Below are 16,297 nucleotides of genomic sequence, written 5' to 3' on the forward strand. Positions count from 1 at the left end.
CGTGTCGGGAAAACATCAGGAGGAGAGCTTCATGAGCAAACGCGAGATTGCCATCAAGACCGAGGACGGCACGGCCGGGGCCGGGCTGTTCCTGCCCGATGCCGCAAGCCCGGCCATCATCCGACCGGGCGTGATCCTCTACATGGATGCCTTCGGGCCGCGGCCGGCGCTCGACGAGATGGCCGAGCGGCTTGCCGGTCAAGGCTATGCGGTGCTCGTGCCGGACCTGTTCTACCGCTTCGGCGACTATGGGCCGTTCGATGCGAAGACGGCGTTCAGGCAGGAGGAAAGCGCCAAGCAATTGCGCGCCATGATCGACGGCACGAGCCAGGCGATGACGGCGGCCGATACGGCGCATTTCCTCGACGCGCTTCTGGAAGCCGGCGTCGACGGGCCGGCGGGCGTGGTCGGCTATTGCATGGGCGGATCTCGGGCGCTTACGGCGGCCGCCGCCCATCCGCAGCGGATCGCCGCCGCTGCGAGTTTTCACGGCGGCAATCTGGCGAGCGACAAGCCGGACAGTCCGCACCTGAGGGCGGTCTCGATCAAGGCCCGCGTTTATGTCGGGGCCGCCGGTGTCGATGGCTCCTTTCCGCCCGAACAGGCGGCACGCTTCGTCGAGGCATTCCGCACGGCCGAGGTCGATTTCGTGCTGGAGAACTATGTGGGCATGGCCCATGGCTGGTGCGTGCCGGACAGCAGCGTCTATGACGGGGCCGGCGCCGAGCGGCACTGGCGGCGGCTGACGACCTTCCTCGACGAGACGCTGAAGGGGTGACCGCTCCTCCTCAGGACCCTTCTGCGCCGGGACCAACGACGACGAAGACATTGCCGGCGGGCTCGGGCCGCAGGTAGTCGTTTTTCAGGGCGGGGGCACCGTTCTTCAGGATATCGGCGAAGATCTGGTCGATCGCCTCGCTGCGCTGGCCAGAGACGAAGAAATAATGGCGCCAGCTTTCCGGATCGAGCAGGATATAGTCGGCATTCTGGGCCAGCGGTTCGGGCGAACCGTCGAGATTGGTGAGCGTCCGGCCGAGCCGCGCGGTGTTGTACATGCGCGTCGTCACCTGGAGGGCCGGATCGTCGGCGTTGACGAAGACGAAGATCTCGTCGGCAAAGCTGAGCTTTTCCATCCACAGCCGATGGCCGGGCAGGGCCGTTTCCGGGACGGCGAAGAGGATGCGCGCGACCAGTCCCTTGGGCAGGTCGGGCGATGCTTCGCCGACATGGCGGAAGAGCTCGCCGGCCATCGAATGGCCGACGATCATCACCGGGCGATCCGCCAGCGCCTGTCCGGGGCCGCTCAGGTCGGCCATTTCGTGAAGGAGCGCAATCAGACGTTCGCTCGCGGCCCTCGCGTTCAGCACCGGGAACTCGGTCATCGAAATCCACGACGGCCAGTTGAACATCAAAACGTCGGCGCCCGCGCCCTTTGCCAGTTCGCCCATGGTGTAGAGGCCGAATTCGCCGTCGGGATCGGGGCCGAAGCCGTGGACGAACAGCACCAGCGGGCGCGGCGCGCCATCGGCGGACGGCTTGAAGCTTGACAGCGCGCCTTGAAGATCGCCGAGCGCAAAGCGCTTGCCGTCGGCGGTGACGAGGCCGAAGCTCTCCTCGGTGATGTCGCCGGCGGTCGCCGTCTGGGGCTTGAGGATCATCGTCACGACGGCATCGTAATTCCACCAGACATAACCGCTGGCGGCGCCGATGAGCACAAGGACGATGGCAATGCCTGTGAGGATGCTTCTCATGAACGCCATCTAGCCCATCGCCATTTCGCACCGCAATGTTTTTGGCCGACCCATTTGTGCTTTACCGCCAGCGGGCATAGTCTCTGCACTGGACAAGCGGGAGCGACTTGGCCCATAGCTCGTGCTGTTTTGGTGAGCATACTGCCGAGATGGCAGAGCGGGGGAGACTGTTCGCATGGCCTTGAAGGATGTCGTCGCAGGGGTTCGCAACGAGGAGGGGATTGCTGCGGTGCTCGGCATCCTCAAGCAGAGTTTCGGCGAGCGGTTCCAGACGGGCCAGTCCTTTCGCGAGCAGCACAGCCACACGACATCCTACTTGCCGGCGCAACTGCCCGACGGCGTGGTTTTCGTCGAGACGAGCGACGACGTGAAGACGGTGGTGAGGGCCTGCGCGGCGCACAGGGTGCCGATGATCCCGTTCGGTACCGGATCCTCGCTCGAGGGCCATATCAATGCGCCGAGCGGCGGTATTTCGGTCGACTTCACCCGGATGAACAAGGTGCTGTCGGTCAATGCCGAGGATCTCGACTGCACTGTCGAGCCCGGCATCACCCGCGAAGAGCTCAACACCTATCTGCGCGACACCGGCCTGTTCTTCCCGATCGATCCCGGCGCCAATGCCTCGATCGGCGGCATGGCCTCGACGCGCGCTTCCGGCACCAATGCCGTGCGCTACGGCACGATGAAGGACAATGTGCTGGCGCTCACCGTGGTCACGGCCGACGGCGAGGAAATCCGCACGGCGCAGCGCGCCCGCAAGTCATCGGCTGGCTACGACCTGACGCGGCTGTTCGTCGGTGCGGAGGGCACGCTCGGCATCATCACCTCGATCACGCTCAAGCTGCAGGGCATACCCGCGAAGATCTCCGGCGGCGTCTGTGCCTTCCCCAGCCTCAAGGCGGCTTGCGACACCGTCATCATGACCATCCAGATGGGTATTCCGGTCGCCCGTATCGAGCTTCTCGACGAGATGCAGATGAAGGCGGTCAACGCCTATTCCAAGCTCTCCTATCCGGAAAAGCCGACGCTGTTCGTCGAATTCCACGGTACCGAGGAGACGGTCGCGCTGCAGGCCGAGCAGTTCAGGGAAATCGCCGCCGAATTCGGCTCGGACGAATTCCGCTATACGGCCAATGCCGAGGAGCGGGCGCAGCTGTGGAAGGCGCGGCACAATGCCTATTGGGCCGGTCGGGCGCTGGCGCCGGAACTGAACGGGCTTTCGACCGACGTCTGCGTACCGATTTCGAGGCTTGCCGATTGCGTGGCCGAAACCCAGGCCGATATTCGCGAGACCGGGCTTCTGGCGCCGATCGTCGGCCATGCCGGCGACGGCAATTTCCACGTGCTGATGCTGTTCGACGACAAGAACCCGGCGGATCTCGCCAAGTCGGAAGCCTTCATGGCACGCCTCAACGCCCGGGCGCTGGCGATGGAGGGCACCTGCACCGGCGAGCATGGCGTCGGCCAGGGCAAGATGAGCTATCTCGAGCAGGAGCTGGGCTCGGCCATTCCTGTGATGCGGTCGATCAAGAAAAGCCTCGATCCGGACAATATCTTCAATCCCGGCAAGATCTTCCGTATGTGAAGAGGGTTCCTCGCGGCTTGCTCCCGCCGGGAATTGCATTACCTTTGCGCCGGAAGTGATGGGAGTCGCAGGACGTGCTCGGACGCATACTGGTTTTCCTCGGCGGGCTGCTGGTCGTCGCGCTGTTCGGGGCGCTGCTGGCGCCGCTGTTCGTCGACTGGACCGATTTCCGCAAGGATTTCGAGAGCCAGGCGAGCCGCATTCTCGGCAAGAAGGTCACCGTGCTCGGCGAGGTCAATGCGCGCCTGCTGCCTTTCCCATCGGTCACCCTGCATGACGTGACGGTCGGTGCCGAAAAGGACGGCAAGCCACTGGTGCATGTGGCGCGTTTTTCCATGGACGCGGAACTCGCGCCGCTTCTGTCCGGTGAGGCGCGCATCTTCGACATGCGGATCGAGGAGCCGAAGGCACGCATCAGGCTTCTTCCCGACGGTACGCTCGACTGGCTGCGCGGCAGCAGCGCCGATATTCCGGCGCGCACCGTGGTGCTGGAAAATGTCCGGGTCGTCGGCGGCGAGATCGATTTCATCGACGAGCAGACAGGCCGCACCCGCAAGCTCACCGGGCTTGATGCCGACATGTCGGCGCGCTCGCTGGCTGGGCCCTGGTCGGTCGATGGCAGCGCGGCGCTCGACGGCGAGAAGGGCAGCTTCCACCTGTCAAGCCTGCAGCCCGAAGTCGGCGCCGACGCCATTTCGCTGAAGCTCAGACTGCAACCCGAGAGCCGGCCCTTCACCATAGAACTCGACGGCGACCTGACACTCAAAACGGGCAAGCCCAGTTATCAGGGACAGTTCCAGGCGACATGGAAGGGCAAGGAGCCCGACAAGGACGACCCGAAGACGCCGCCGCCCCGGGCAAAGGGCGCGTTCGAACTCACCAATGAACGCATCGCGCTCACCTCCTACCGGTTCGAGATCGGCGAGGCGACCGACCCTTATATCGTTACCGGCGAAGCCAAGCTCGACACCGGCGCCAATCCGGAATTCCTTCTGACCGCTGAGGGCCAGCAGGTCGACGTCAACCGGCTCGCCAACGAAAGCGCCAAGGGCAAGACCGGGCGCAATGCCGCGGGCTCGGTGCGCGAACGGCTCGACCTGTTGATCGCCATGGCCAGCGAGATCCCCATCCCGAATTTGCCGGGCAAGGCGACGCTGAGGCTTCCGGCGATCGTCGCCGGCGACACGGTGCTGCGCGACATCACGCTCGACATCCGGCCGGACGGACGCGGCTGGAATGTCGAGCGCGCGGTGGTTGTCCTGCCCGGCCGCACCCAGGTGGAGGCCAAGGGACGACTGACGCTCGGCTCCGAACCCGCATTCAGCGGCGACCTGCTGGTCGCCTCGACGCAGCCTTCGGGGCTTTCGACCTGGGTTTCCGGCAGTGTCGACCCTGCCATCCGCCAGTTGAAGTCCATGGGCTTTTCCGCTGCGGTCAATCTGACGCCGCAGATACAGCGCTTCGAGAAGCTCGAGCTGGCGCTCGGGCCGGCGCTGCTCAACGGTCGTCTCGAACGCCAGTCGCTCGACAAGGCCGCCGCCACCTTGTCGATCGACCTTGCCGGCAACGAGATCGATCTGGACGCGGCGCGCGCGGTGGCAAGCCTGATCGCCGGGGAGAAGGCCAGCCAGGGGCTGGTCGCCGAGAAGATCGCCACGCGGCTGAAAGTCGGCCGGTTGACCGGCTTTGGCGTGGAGGCGCGAGGGGTCGAGACGATCTTCACCTATGACGGCGCGAGCGTCGTGGTCGACCGGCTGAATGTGGAAGACCTGGCCGGCGCGACGCTGAAGGCGAGCGGCACGGTGAAGGGACCGATGACGACGCCCTCGGGCAAGGCGCAGGTGGCCCTGTCGGCAGCCGATCCGGGCCCGTTCCTTGCGCTCATCGCCGAACGCCTGCCGTCGCATCCTTTGGCTGGACGGCTGGTGAAAAGCGCCCGCTGGTATGCCGACAGCAATCTGACCGCGAGCCTGGTGTTCGGCGAAGCCGCCGGCGGGGGGATGGCCGTCAAGGTTGCCGGCACGTCCAATGGTAGTCGTGTCGCGCTCGACTATGGTGCCAGCGATCTGGCGAGGCTGTCGAGCGATGCGAAGGTCAACCTGGCCGCAACGCTGGAAAACCCGCAGGCGCAAGTCCTGCTGGGGCAGGCCGGCCTCGACCCGCTGCCGATTGGCGGCGGCGAGGGCGGCCGGCTGCAGCTCAGCGTCACCGGTGCCGGAGAAGCGCCGGCCGATGCGGTACTGACCTTTGCCGCCGGACGCACGACGGTGTCGGCGCGCGGCAAGATCGGCCTGGCCGCGGCGGGCTTCCCCAAGGGCAGCGGTGCGGTCAAGCTCGAGAGCCCCGATCTCGAACCCTATCTGATGATGACCGGTGTCCTGCTGCCGCAGGGTGGCGCGGGGCTGCCGGCGCGGCTTGCCGCCGAGGTTGCGCTTGGCGAGGGCCGGGCCGAGATTTCCGCGATCGATGCCGAGGCCGCCGGCAACACGATGTCCGGAACGCTGGTCTTCGACTGGAACGGCGCCGTGCCGAAGGTCGGCGGACAGCTTGCCCTCGACAACGCCGATCTCGCCTGGCTGGCCGAAGGCGTGCTGGGACCCGTGAGCGACGGCGTGACGGGGGCGCTGTCGACCACGCCGCTGCCGAAGCCCCGCACCGATATCGAGTTCGACCTGGCCGTCACGGCCAGGACGTTTTCACCGGGCGCATTCGGCCCGATCTCCGACTTCTCCGCCAAGCTCAACGGGGCGGGCGGTCAGCTGACGATCGAGGATGCGGCGGGGCGATGGCTCGGCGGCGCCATGAGCGGGCGGCTGATGATCGCCAATACCGACGGCAACGGCTTTTACCAGGGCCGCGTCGCGCTGCGTCAGGCAGAACTTTCAGACGCGGAGAAGGCGTTCGGCAACGCGGATGCCGGAGCCGTCATCGAGGGCAAATTCGACCTCGATCTGGTGGCAGAGGCAACCGGGTCGAGCGTCGGCGACCTGCTCGCGGCAACGAACGGGTCCGGCGCGGTCAAGGTCGCGGCTCTCACCGTGCATCGCTTCGACAGTGGCCTTCTGCCGAAACTCCTACCGCGCGCCGATGCGATCGAGGGGGACATCACGAATGCCAAGGTCGAGGATCTCGCCGCCACGCTGATCGGCGGTGCATCCAGCGCCTTTGCCAATATCGAGGTGCCGTTCAACATCACCGACGGGGTGCTGCGTGCCACGACGCTGACGCTCGCCAACGAGACGGCCAAGCTCGACGGGACCCTGCGCGTCGAGCTCGGGGAGCGCCGGGCCGAGGCCGACATCCGCGCCGCCTTCGAGGCCGGCGACGACGCGCTGGCCGGTGCGGAGCCCGCGCTTCGGCTGTTGTTCTCGGGCGATGTCGCCGACCCCGAGCGCAAGCTCGATGTCGGTGATCTTGCCAATTTCCTGTCGCAACGCGCCTTCGAGCGCGAGCGTCGGCGGGTCGAGACGCTGCAATCCAACGTGCTGGAAAAGCAGCGGCTGCGCCGCGAGGCGGCACTCTATCGCTACCGTGCCGAGGAGCGCGCCGAGGCCGAACGGGCAAGGATCGCCGAGGAGGCCCGGCTTGCCGAGGAGGCAAGGCTGAGGGCCGAGGCCGAGCGCCGGGCGGCGGAGGAAGAGGCACGCCGCAGGGCGGCGGAGGCCGTCGAACAGGCAGCACCGCCGGTCGGCGATGCGGTGGATCGGGCCCCGTCCGCGTCGGAAGATGTGCAGCCAGTGCCGCAATTGCCGGTGCCACCCGGCGAGGGTGTCACGCGCGGGGGCGCGCTGCCGCCGGTGCAGCTGCAGTTCGAGAGCCTGCCGGGGGTCAACTAAAGGCTGAAAGCTGCGATCGTGCGGCTGCTTGCCTGTCGTGTGGCTGCGGCCTAGGCTGGAACATGCCGCCGGTCGGGACCCGGCGGCACAAGGGGGGCTTCAGTATGTTTCGTCGGTTTATCTCCTGTGTTTCGCTGCTGTTTCTCGTCGGGGCCGCCGGTTCGGCGATTGCAGAGGAACGCTATCAGCCATTCGCCGAGAACCGCGGCTGGACGGTTGCCTATGATCGCCAGGACAAGGTCTGCATTGCCAGCCCGAAGGGCGCCAAGGACGGCCTGTTCTTCATCCGGCCGAACGGCAATGTCGTCGTCGTGCTGGTCGCAACGAGCAAGCTCGGCTGGCTGACCCACGAGCAGGACTATGACGTCGTCGTCCATACCGATCGGCGCAAGTGGACCGGCACCATGCGGGCCAATGTCACCGACGGCTCCGGCGGTCTCTACCTGACCAATCCCCATGCGAGCTTCATGGCGGCGCTACGCGATGCCGCGCGGATGACGCTGAGCGTCGACAATGTCAGCTACGGTCCGTTCTCGCTCTCCGGCTCCAGCGATACGCTCAAGCAGATTGCCAATTGCGCACGGGCGCTGGATCGCGGCGATTTCGGCCCGGCCAGGACGGAGGAAACCACCCAAGCCCGGGAGGTGACGATCGGCTCCGGCATGATGGTCGACTGGACGCGAGAAGATTTCGGCAAGACCTATACGAACGGGGAGTGGGCGCTGACGCTGAACGGCGAGGACAGTGATGAAGGGACGGCGACGGCGGTGCTGAGCGTCCGGCACAAGGACAAGGGCGAGACGGCGATCCGGCTGGAAACCGGTCCGGACGAGATGGCGCGCGGCCAGATCGGCATCTATCCGCTGCAATGGGCGGAGCCGGGCGTGGTGTTTTCCTCGTTCAGCGGCGGAGCGCATTGCTGCACGGCGGTGGCGCTGGCCCATGCGAGCGACGATGCGGTGAAGACGGTCGAGCTTGGCACGTTCGACGGCTTCGGCGTGACGCCGGCCGATCTCGACGAAGACGGCAATGTCGAATTCGACCTGCGCGACGATCGCTTCCTCTACGCTTTTTCGAGCTACGCCGAATCTGCGCCGCCGGTGAAGATCATGGGCCTGCGCGACGGCGAGGCGCGCGACGTGACGCGCGAGGATGCCTTCCGGCCGGTCCTCGAACGGCGGCTGACGGCGTCGATGCGCGCCTGCTTCGAGCAATCGACCGCCGGCGTCTGCGCCGGAGCGCTCGGCAATGCGGCGCTCATGGGCTATTTTCCCGCGGCACTCGAACTGATGGCGCTGGAGGAGATCGACAAGCAGATGGAGGACTATTTCCTCGACTGCGACGACACGACAGCCTGCAAGGGCCAGAAGCGCTTCGAGGATTTTGCCGAGGCGGTGGCATGGCGGCTGGAGAACTGGGGCTACGGAACGCAGGCCGTGCTCGACGACAAGGTAACGGCCTTTGTCGAGGAACTGGCGCGCGCGAAGGACGGCTATGCGCCGGAAAACGCCAATGCGGAGAACGAATATTCCTGCGGCATGGGGCCGCTGACGTTCGAATATGATGCCGCCAAGAAAAGGGCGCTGGTCCGGGGCTATGAGTATGGTTGTAATTTCGGCGCCGCCGCCATGCTCAAGGATAGCCTGGTGGTAGACCTCCTGTGTTCCGGCGAGGCCGATTTCTGGATGGACCGCCATGTCTATGTGCGCGACGGCGAGGCGCTGATGTCGTTGTCGGCGACCGGCGCGCTCGATGCCGGCGGCGCGACGCGCTTCGATCGGTGCCCGGCCAAGCCGGCGGGTTCCAGCCAGCCTTGAAAAAGGCGGCATGGTCGCCGCCTTCTCTGGTCGTCAAAGGCAAATCGGCTCAGACATAGGCGTAGCGTTCGCCGAACGGCGTCTCTTCGTCGTAATTGGTGGTGCCGATCTTGTCGCTTTCGCCGGACAGGAGGGTGGGCTTCGCCTGCTCCGCCTTGGGCTTCTCGGCGGCGTTTTCGGCGGCTTCCATCTGCGCCATCTGGGCTTCGAGCTTGGCCAGCGAGGCGCGAAGGTCCGTCAGCGCATCGCTCAGCTCCGACTTCTGGTCGTCGGTCTCGGCGCTGGCCAGTTCCTCCTCCTTCGAGGTGATCTGGCTTTCGAGCTTGGCGATCGACGACTTCAGCGAGGCCGTGGTGGAGCCCGATTGGTCGAGCGCGGTGGTGGAGGTCGTGGCCGAGGTAGAGGAAATTGCGGTTACCATGTTTTTAAATCCTTGAAATAAAGGAGCTTTGTGAAACCACGTCACACGGTCGGATCGATGGGCAAATACGCGTTACTGAGCCTTGAAATACGGGGCATCGACGCAATCATTGATGGGCGATCCCAGACTAGGACGAATCCCCTAATAAATAGTTTGGTTGTATAATGTTTCGCACACTGCTCTTTTCGGTCAACGCTGGGCGGCGGCCTTGAGGCGGGCGAGCACGTGAAGCCTGGCGGCCGAGGAGAGGTTGGTATGCGGATCACGGTTTTCGTCGATCTCGACGACGAGTGCGGCGAGCGGGATCCTGCGCTCGGCGGCGATGGCGTTCAGCTCGTCCCAGAATTCCTCTTCCAGCGAGAAACTGGTGCGGTGGCCGTGCAGGGTGAGCGAATGCTTGCGGATCATCGTGGCTCGGGCTCGGACATTGATTCAAGGGCCTGACAAGGTGATTCCGCAACTGCGTGCAGGTGCTTGATCTGCAACCGATTTTGCCGTCGGCTATTCGTCTTCGGAGTGGCCGAGGCGGCCCTGGTCGAGCGTCTTTTCGGCCTTGGCGTTGAGCGCGTCCGTGAGGTTCTTCTCGGCCTTGCTGCGGCCGAAGGTCAGGCGGTTCTGTTCCGCCTGACGTTCCTTTTCGGAGCGGGCCTTGACCTTGCGAAACTGGCGGAGATTGACGACGTCTGCGCTCATGCTCTGATCCCGAAACGGCGCGCGATCGGCTCGCGGCGCCCAGGTGCTGTTGGGCCTACTGCTTCTTGCGGAAGGCGTCGAGCGAGACGACCGAACCGGGCTTCTTTTCCTCGTCGCCGGCCTTCGGCTCGGACTGATCCTCGCTGCGCTCGACGGCGGCGACCGGATAGGCGGTGATCTCGGCGCCTTCCTCTCCCTCGTCGGCCAGCGGCACGTCGAATTCGAGCTCGAAGTTGACGGAGGGATCGTAGAAGCCGCGAATGGCGTTGAACGGAATGACCAGTTTTTCCGGGGTGTCGGAGAAGGAAAGGCCAATCTCGAACAGGCTGTCGGTGACCTTTAGGTCCCAGAACTGGTGCTGGACGACGATGGTCATCTGCTCGGCATACTTGGCCTTCAGGTGCTGCGAGATTCGCACGCCCGGCGCGCCGGTCAGGAAGGTGATGAAGAAATGATGGTCACCCGGAAGACGACCGGTGGCTGCGACTTCGGTCAATACCTTGCGGATGACGCCGCGCAGCGCGTCCTGAGCCAGAATGTCGTAGCGAATATGGTCGTTCCCCATAGATCCTGTCTTTCTCTTGCTTGGCGTCTTCGCGCGGCTATATGCCACGACGCCGCATTCGGGGAAAGCCCCCGTCACCCGAGTCATGAGCAAGCATATTACACGATTTGAATTACGGAAGGTAGGCAAAGGGGAGGGAAGGTGAAGGCTTCTGTTGCCAGGTGCCTTCGGACCCCGCCTCAAGGGGCTAACCTTGAGGGCTTAGTTCGGATTTCCCGCACCGCCATTAGGCAGCGAGAGCATAACCCTTAGCGTTGTTGTCGTTTGCAACTACACTTGTGACCCGATAACGGCGGTATCATGCCGAGCAAAAGTTCGATCTTTACACCCTTGTCGATCCTATTTCGCCCCCATCAAAAGCCGGTCAAATGACCAACCGGTTTTTGGTGGAGGCGCCGGGTACCGCCCCCGGGTCCAATAGGTTTATTACACCGACCGTTTATCGCCATAGCCGGAGCAAGCCCCGGCAAGGGAGATATAGGTGTTTCATTCGCCGATGAAAAGGGCCAAGCGAAAGGAAGTTTTCCTCAGCAGCGATTGACGAAGCCGACATAGTCGCGGCCCTTCTTTTCGTAGTACTTGAGGATGAAGCCGCGGGTTGCGCCGCCGTCCATCGGGATCTCGCAGCGAACGCCCCATTTGGTGTCGAAACAGGCGTTGACGATGATGCACTGGCCGGCCTTCACCTGGCCGACGACCTGGCTTTCGAGGCTGCGTTCGCGGCGGATGTTCATCAGGCCGGTGATCAAAACCCGGACCGGATGCGGTCCGCGCGGCGCGACCGTGTCCTCGGGGCCGACGCACTTGCCCGTGTCCTCGCGAATGTAGCAGGGGTTTGCGCCGCCGCCCGTCTGCGGCTGTGCGGCATCCATGCGCTGGCCGCCGGCCGGGCGCATGACGACCAGCGAACCGTCGGCGAGCCGGCCGTTCATGATGCCGCGCGCCGGGGCGAGGCTCGCGATCGGGCGGCCGTCAATGCCGAAGAGGATGAAGCCGTTGCGCTCGGGCGCCCAGCCGTTGACGAAGGCGAGCGGCCCCATGCACAGGATCGAGCGGGCGGCGAGGCGTCCGGCGAACGTGTGGTTCTGCAACTCGATCTGGCATTTTCCGACCGGCCCGCCGGCCTCGACATTCCACATGCCGACGAGGCGATGGGGCGCACCGGACTGGGCGCGGGCGGGAAGGGGAGCCGTCGCCATGGAAAGCGCCGCCGTCAATGCCAGGATGAGCCGTTTGAATGCCATTCGCGTGTGCCTCCGTCCGGCGGGCTTGTCGACCGTGCGTTCCGGACTACGTTCATTGCCGGATTCTTGGCAAAACTCAATTGGTGCCGGCGAATTCTCGCCATGTTCAGTCGCGGCAAGCCAAGCCGCTTGACGGTCACAAGCGCTTCTCACATTCTGCTGTTCAAGCGGGCGCGCATGAGACGCCCGCGTTCAAGCGAAAGGAAGAAGGCCATGACGGACTATCTTGCAGATGTGAAGCACTATGACCCGGGTGCCGACGAGGCGGTGGTCAACAAGATCGTGCGCCACCTCGGAATTGCCCTGCGCAACCGCGACTCCTCGCTCGTATCCGCGTCCGATCCGGACGAGCTCGCCCGCGTCAAGGAAAAGTGGTGCGGCAAGAAGCTCGGCGTCACCGGCCCCTCCGCCGACAAGGCCGTCGACACGGTCTGCACCATCATGGCGAAGGACAACAGCAAGTCGCGCGTGACCTTCTATTATCTGGTCGCCAAGGAACTGGGAAAACTCGAGGATCTCTGACGCCAATCTTGGATAACCGCCGCGCCGTCTTGGTTCGGCGGCCTTGGGGCGCTAATGTCGCCGCCGAACAGGAATCGGCGGCTACATCATGAAGCAATATCTCGACCTCTTGCGCCACGTAATGGACAACGGCTCCGACCGCGGCGACCGGACCGGCACGGGCACGCGCTCGGTGTTCGGCTACCAGATGCGCTTCGACCTTTCGCAAGGTTTTCCCGTCACCACGACCAAGAAGCTGCATCTGCGTTCCATCATCCATGAGCTCCTGTGGTTCTTGAGGGGCGACACCAATATCGCCTATCTCAAGGAGCACGGCGTCAGCATTTGGGACGAATGGGCCGACGAAAACGGCGATCTCGGCCCCGTCTACGGCGCGCAGTGGCGTTCCTGGCCCGACGGCAAGGGTGGCCATATCGACCAGATCGCCAATCTGGTCGAAGGCATCCGCAAGAACCCCAATTCGCGCCGCCATATCGTTTCCGCCTGGAACCCGGCGGAAGTGGACGAGATGGCGCTGCCGCCGTGCCATTGCCTGTTCCAGTTCTATGTCGCCGACGGGAAACTGTCGTGCCAGCTCTACCAGCGCTCGGCCGACATCTTCCTCGGCGTGCCGTTCAACATCGCCTCCTATGCGCTGCTGACGATGATGGTGGCGCAGGTGACGGATCTCGAGCCCGGCGACTTCGTCCATACGTTCGGCGACGCGCATCTCTATGCCAACCACTTCGAGCAGGCGAAGCTACAGCTGTCTCGCACGCCGAAGACGCTGCCGACGATGCGGATCAATCCGCAGGTGCGCGACCTGTTTGCCTTTCAGTTTGAAGACTTTAGCCTCGACGGTTACGAAGCCGATTCCAGCATCAAGGCGCCGATCGCCGTCTGATGACGGTGGCTGGTTCCCGCGAAGGGCGGACAATGACAGAAGCCAGGATCATCATCGTTGTCGCCATGGCGGAGAATGGCGTGATCGGCCGCGACGGAGACATGCCGTGGAAGCTGTCGACCGATCTCAAGCGGTTCAAGGCGCTCACCATGGGCAAGCCGCTGGTCATGGGGCGAAAGACGTTCGAGGCGGTCGGCGGCAAGCCCTTGCCTGGCCGGCCGCACGTGATCGTCAGCCGTGGGCCGAAGATCGACATGCCGGGTGTCGAGACGCAGGCGAGCCTTCAGGCGGCGCTGGAGCGCGCGAAGGTGATCGCGCACGCCTCGGGCGTGGACGAAGTCTGCATTGCCGGCGGCGGCGAGATTTACCGGCAGGCGCTGCCGCTTTGCGACGAACTGCATGTGACGCATGTCGAGGCCGTGATCGACGGCGACACGGTCTTTCCGGCGATCGATCCTGCCCTGTTCGAGCTGGTGGAGGAAGCGGCGTTTCCCGCAGGCGAAAAGGACAGTTATCCGACCCGTTACGCCGTCTATCGCAGAAGAGCTGCGGCATAACGCATTATTTCCCATAACTCTCGAAGAAGTTAAGTGCTTTCCGTTGAAAGCGCGGGTGGCCGTACCTATAACGGGACTAACGTCCGCGAGGGGCCCGATGGCATCCGCGCAGGCATTGGGAGCGAATTTCAATCAAAGAGGTATGAATGCCCTGGAGCAATCAGAACGGCGGCGGTCCATGGGGCGGCGGCGGCGGCGATAACAAGGGTCCCTGGGGGCAGGGGCCGAACCGGCCGCGCGGCGGCGGTGGCGGCAATACGCCCCCCGATCTCGAGGATCTGATCCGGCGCGGTCAGGACCGGCTGAAGAACATCGTGCCGGGCGGTTTCAATGGCGGCGTCCTCGTCATTCTCGGCCTGGTGATGGTTGCTTTCTGGCTGGTCCAGGCGATCTACACGGTCCAGCCGGACGAGCGCGGCGTCGAGCTGCGTTTCGGCAAGCCGAAGGAAGAGATCGCCATGCCGGGCCTGCACTTCCATGTCTGGCCGCTGGAAACCGTCGAGATCACCAAGGTGACAGAGCAGCAGCAGAATATCGGCGCAAAGGCCTCGTCCTCGTCGAGCGCCGGCCTGATGCTGTCGGGTGACCAGAACATCGTCAATGTGCAGTTCTCGGTGCTGTTTACCGTGAGCGACCCGCGCGCCTTCCTGTTCAACATCGAGGCTCCGCAACTGACCCTTCAGCAGGTCGCCGAAAGCGCCATGCGCGAAGTGGTCGGCCGTCGTCCCGCCCAGGACATTTTCCGTGACGCCCGCCAGCAGATCGCTGCCGACGTCAAGGCGATCATCCAGGGCACGATGGACAATTACGGTGCCGGCATTTCGATCAATGCCGTGGCGATCGAGGATGCGGCCCCGCCGCGCGAGGTCGCCGACGCCTTCGACGAAGTGCAGCGCGCCGAGCAGGACGAGGATCGCTTCGTCGAGGAAGCCAACAAATACTCCAACCAGCAGCTTGGTCAGGCCCGAGGCCAGGCGGCGCAGATCCGCGAAGAGGCAGCCGCCTACAAGGATCGCGTCGTCAAGGAAGCGCAAGGTGAGGCCCAGCGCTTCATCGACATTCACGAGGAATACAGCAAGGCGCCGGACGTGACCCGCAAGCGCCTCTATCTGGAAACCATGGAGCAGGTTCTGAAGAACTCGAACAAGGTGATCATCGACCAAAACCAGAACGGCGTCGTACCCTATCTGCCGCTCAACGAAATCGGCCGCATGGGCCAGACCCAGACGCAGGGAGGCAATTGATCATGTCCAATCGTCTCGCCTATGTGCTGATCGGCCTCGCGGCCGTGCTGCTTCTGGTCTATTCGTCGGTCTTCGTCGTCAACGAACGCCAGCAGGCGGTCGTGGTCCGCTTCGGCCAGATCCAGGCCGTCCACAGCGAACCGGGGCTTTACTTCAAGCTGCCGTTCGCCTTCGCCGATGCCGATCGCGTCCAGTATGTCGAGGATCAGGCGCTGCGCTTCGATCTCGACAATATCCGCGTCCAGGTTTCGGGCGGCAAGTTCTATGAAGTCGACGCCTTCGTCGTCTACAAGATCACCGATCCCCGCCGGTTCCGCGAAACGGTCTCGGGCGACCGGGAATCCGCCGAATCGCGTCTGCGCACCCGTCTCGACGCATCGCTGCGTCGCGTCTACGGTCTGCGCGGCTTCGAATCGGCGCTTTCCGACGCCCGCGCGTCGATGATGCAGGAGGTCCGCGACGACCTGAGGGTCGATGCGGAATCGCTCGGCATCACCATTTCCGACGTGCGGATTCGCCGGACCGACCTGACGCAGGAGGTCTCGCAACAGACCTTCGAGCGGATGAAGGCCGAACGACTGGCCGAGGCCGAACTGATCCGCGCCCGTGGTAATGAAGAAGGCCAGCGCCGCCGCGCCATCGCCGACCGTCAGGTTGTCGAACTGCAGGCGGAAGCGCAGCGCGATTCGGAAATCCTGCGAGGCCAGGGCGACGCCGAACGTAACCGCGTCTTCGCCGAGGCCTTTGGTCGCGACGAAGCCTTCTTCGAGTTCTATCGCTCGATGCGGGCCTATACCGGGGCCCTGAGCGGTTCCGGTTCGACCATGGTGCTGTCGCCGGATTCGGATTTCTTCCGCTTCTTCAACGACGTGCAGGGTGCTGTTCCGGCTTCTCCTGCGGCACCGGCAGCAAACGCCGTACCGGCAACCGGCAATTGACGGTCGCCATGGCGGATCTGCTCGCAGGTTTTGCCTTCTTTCTGATCCTCGAGGGGCTGGTCTATGCACTGGCCCCTCGTTTTCTTGTGCGGATGGCGCGTCTCCTGCCGTCCATTCCGCCGGAACAGCTGCGGCTTTCGGGCCTGGTCGCCGTCACGCTTGGTGTCGGAATAGTCTGGCTGGTCCGCGGCTAGGCCGGGCGGCACGTGCGCTTCCTGCTAAATTGATTTCGACTTTCATT

Annotated in this window: 16 protein-coding genes and 1 other RNA gene; 10 read left to right on the plus strand and 7 right to left on the minus strand. The window is 64.3% G+C overall.

Translation table 11 applies throughout. The annotated features are described in order from the left end of the window. The first annotated feature begins 31 nt into the window (after nt 1-31). The gene (locus tag RHIZ70P_RS04320) at nt 32-778 is read left to right on the plus strand and encodes a dienelactone hydrolase family protein (RefSeq protein ID WP_115669168.1); all 747 of its coding nucleotides are present in this window, start codon (nt 32-34) and stop codon (nt 776-778) included. 10 nt (nt 779-788) lie between these two features. On the opposite strand, the gene RHIZ70P_RS04325 is transcribed toward RHIZ70P_RS04320, so the two are convergent. Next, nucleotides 789-1,751 carry an alpha/beta fold hydrolase gene (locus RHIZ70P_RS04325; RefSeq protein WP_181903940.1) on the minus strand — a complete coding sequence of 321 codons (963 nt, stop codon included), beginning with the start codon at nt 1,749-1,751 and terminating at the stop codon, nt 789-791. A gap of 175 nt (nt 1,752-1,926) precedes the next feature. Between RHIZ70P_RS04325 and RHIZ70P_RS04330 the strand changes: the two genes are divergently transcribed. From RHIZ70P_RS04330 to RHIZ70P_RS04340, 3 genes are all read left to right on the plus strand, one after another. Next, nucleotides 1,927-3,336 carry an FAD-binding oxidoreductase gene (locus tag RHIZ70P_RS04330; RefSeq protein WP_115669170.1) on the plus strand — a complete coding sequence of 470 codons (1,410 nt, stop codon included), beginning with the start codon at nt 1,927-1,929 and terminating at the stop codon, nt 3,334-3,336. Between the two features lie 74 nt (nt 3,337-3,410). Further along, nucleotides 3,411-7,172, plus strand: a complete 3,762-nt coding sequence (locus RHIZ70P_RS04335) for an AsmA family protein (RefSeq protein ID WP_115669171.1) — start codon at nt 3,411-3,413, stop codon at nt 7,170-7,172. Between the two features lie 104 nt (nt 7,173-7,276). After that, on the plus strand, nt 7,277-8,989 hold the full coding sequence (locus tag RHIZ70P_RS04340; RefSeq protein WP_115669172.1) for a hypothetical protein: 1,713 nt from the start codon (nt 7,277-7,279) through the stop codon (nt 8,987-8,989). Between the two features lie 49 nt (nt 8,990-9,038). Here RHIZ70P_RS04340 and RHIZ70P_RS04345 read toward each other — a convergent pair whose 3' ends face one another. The 6 genes from RHIZ70P_RS04345 to RHIZ70P_RS04370 all read right to left on the minus strand — a co-directional run bounded on the left by RHIZ70P_RS04345 (nt 9,039) and on the right by RHIZ70P_RS04370 (nt 11,912). After that, a complete protein-coding gene (locus RHIZ70P_RS04345; protein WP_115669173.1) occupies nt 9,039-9,410 on the minus strand; it encodes a hypothetical protein in 372 nt (123 codons plus the stop codon). Between the two features lie 189 nt (nt 9,411-9,599). After that, on the minus strand, nt 9,600-9,818 hold the full coding sequence (locus RHIZ70P_RS04350; protein WP_115669174.1) for a ribbon-helix-helix domain-containing protein: 219 nt from the start codon (nt 9,816-9,818) through the stop codon (nt 9,600-9,602). 93 nt (nt 9,819-9,911) lie between these two features. After that, nucleotides 9,912-10,103: a DUF4169 family protein gene (locus RHIZ70P_RS04355; protein WP_115669175.1), complete on the minus strand. Its 192-nt coding sequence runs from the start codon at nt 10,101-10,103 to the stop codon at nt 9,912-9,914. A gap of 55 nt (nt 10,104-10,158) precedes the next feature. Next, entirely contained in the window at nt 10,159-10,668 is a 510-nt protein-coding gene (locus tag RHIZ70P_RS04360; RefSeq protein WP_115669176.1) for an SspB family protein, read from the minus strand. A gap of 140 nt (nt 10,669-10,808) precedes the next feature. Then, nucleotides 10,809-11,175, minus strand: a transfer-messenger RNA (tmRNA) gene (ssrA, locus tag RHIZ70P_RS04365). 20 nt (nt 11,176-11,195) lie between these two features. Continuing rightward, nucleotides 11,196-11,912, minus strand: coding sequence for an AprI/Inh family metalloprotease inhibitor (locus RHIZ70P_RS04370; protein WP_115669177.1), 717 nt, complete (start codon nt 11,910-11,912; stop codon nt 11,196-11,198). Between the two features lie 213 nt (nt 11,913-12,125). On the opposite strand from RHIZ70P_RS04370, the gene RHIZ70P_RS04375 reads away from it, so the two are divergent. From RHIZ70P_RS04375 to RHIZ70P_RS04400, 6 genes are all read left to right on the plus strand, one after another. Further along, entirely contained in the window at nt 12,126-12,434 is a 309-nt protein-coding gene (locus tag RHIZ70P_RS04375) for a DUF2853 family protein (RefSeq protein WP_115669178.1), read from the plus strand. Nucleotides 12,435-12,522: 88 nt separating this feature from the next. Next, nucleotides 12,523-13,317, plus strand: a complete 795-nt coding sequence (locus tag RHIZ70P_RS04380) for a thymidylate synthase (protein ID WP_115669179.1) — start codon at nt 12,523-12,525, stop codon at nt 13,315-13,317. Nucleotides 13,318-13,349: 32 nt separating this feature from the next. Next, nucleotides 13,350-13,874: a dihydrofolate reductase gene (locus RHIZ70P_RS04385; RefSeq protein ID WP_115669180.1), complete on the plus strand. Its 525-nt coding sequence runs from the start codon at nt 13,350-13,352 to the stop codon at nt 13,872-13,874. 146 nt (nt 13,875-14,020) lie between these two features. Next, the gene (gene hflK, locus RHIZ70P_RS04390) at nt 14,021-15,118 is read left to right on the plus strand and encodes an FtsH protease activity modulator HflK (RefSeq protein WP_115669181.1); all 1,098 of its coding nucleotides are present in this window, start codon (nt 14,021-14,023) and stop codon (nt 15,116-15,118) included. 2 nt (nt 15,119-15,120) lie between these two features. Beyond that, nucleotides 15,121-16,056, plus strand: a complete 936-nt coding sequence (gene hflC / locus RHIZ70P_RS04395) for a protease modulator HflC (protein ID WP_115669182.1) — start codon at nt 15,121-15,123, stop codon at nt 16,054-16,056. Between the two features lie 8 nt (nt 16,057-16,064). Further along, nucleotides 16,065-16,250: a DUF2065 domain-containing protein gene (locus RHIZ70P_RS04400; protein ID WP_115669502.1), complete on the plus strand. Its 186-nt coding sequence runs from the start codon at nt 16,065-16,067 to the stop codon at nt 16,248-16,250. The last annotated feature ends 47 nt before the right edge of the window (nt 16,251-16,297 follow it).

Source organism: Paenirhizobium selenitireducens ATCC BAA-1503, assembly GCF_900492185.1.
Taxonomy (GTDB): Bacteria; Pseudomonadota; Alphaproteobacteria; order Rhizobiales; family Rhizobiaceae; genus Allorhizobium; species Allorhizobium selenitireducens_A.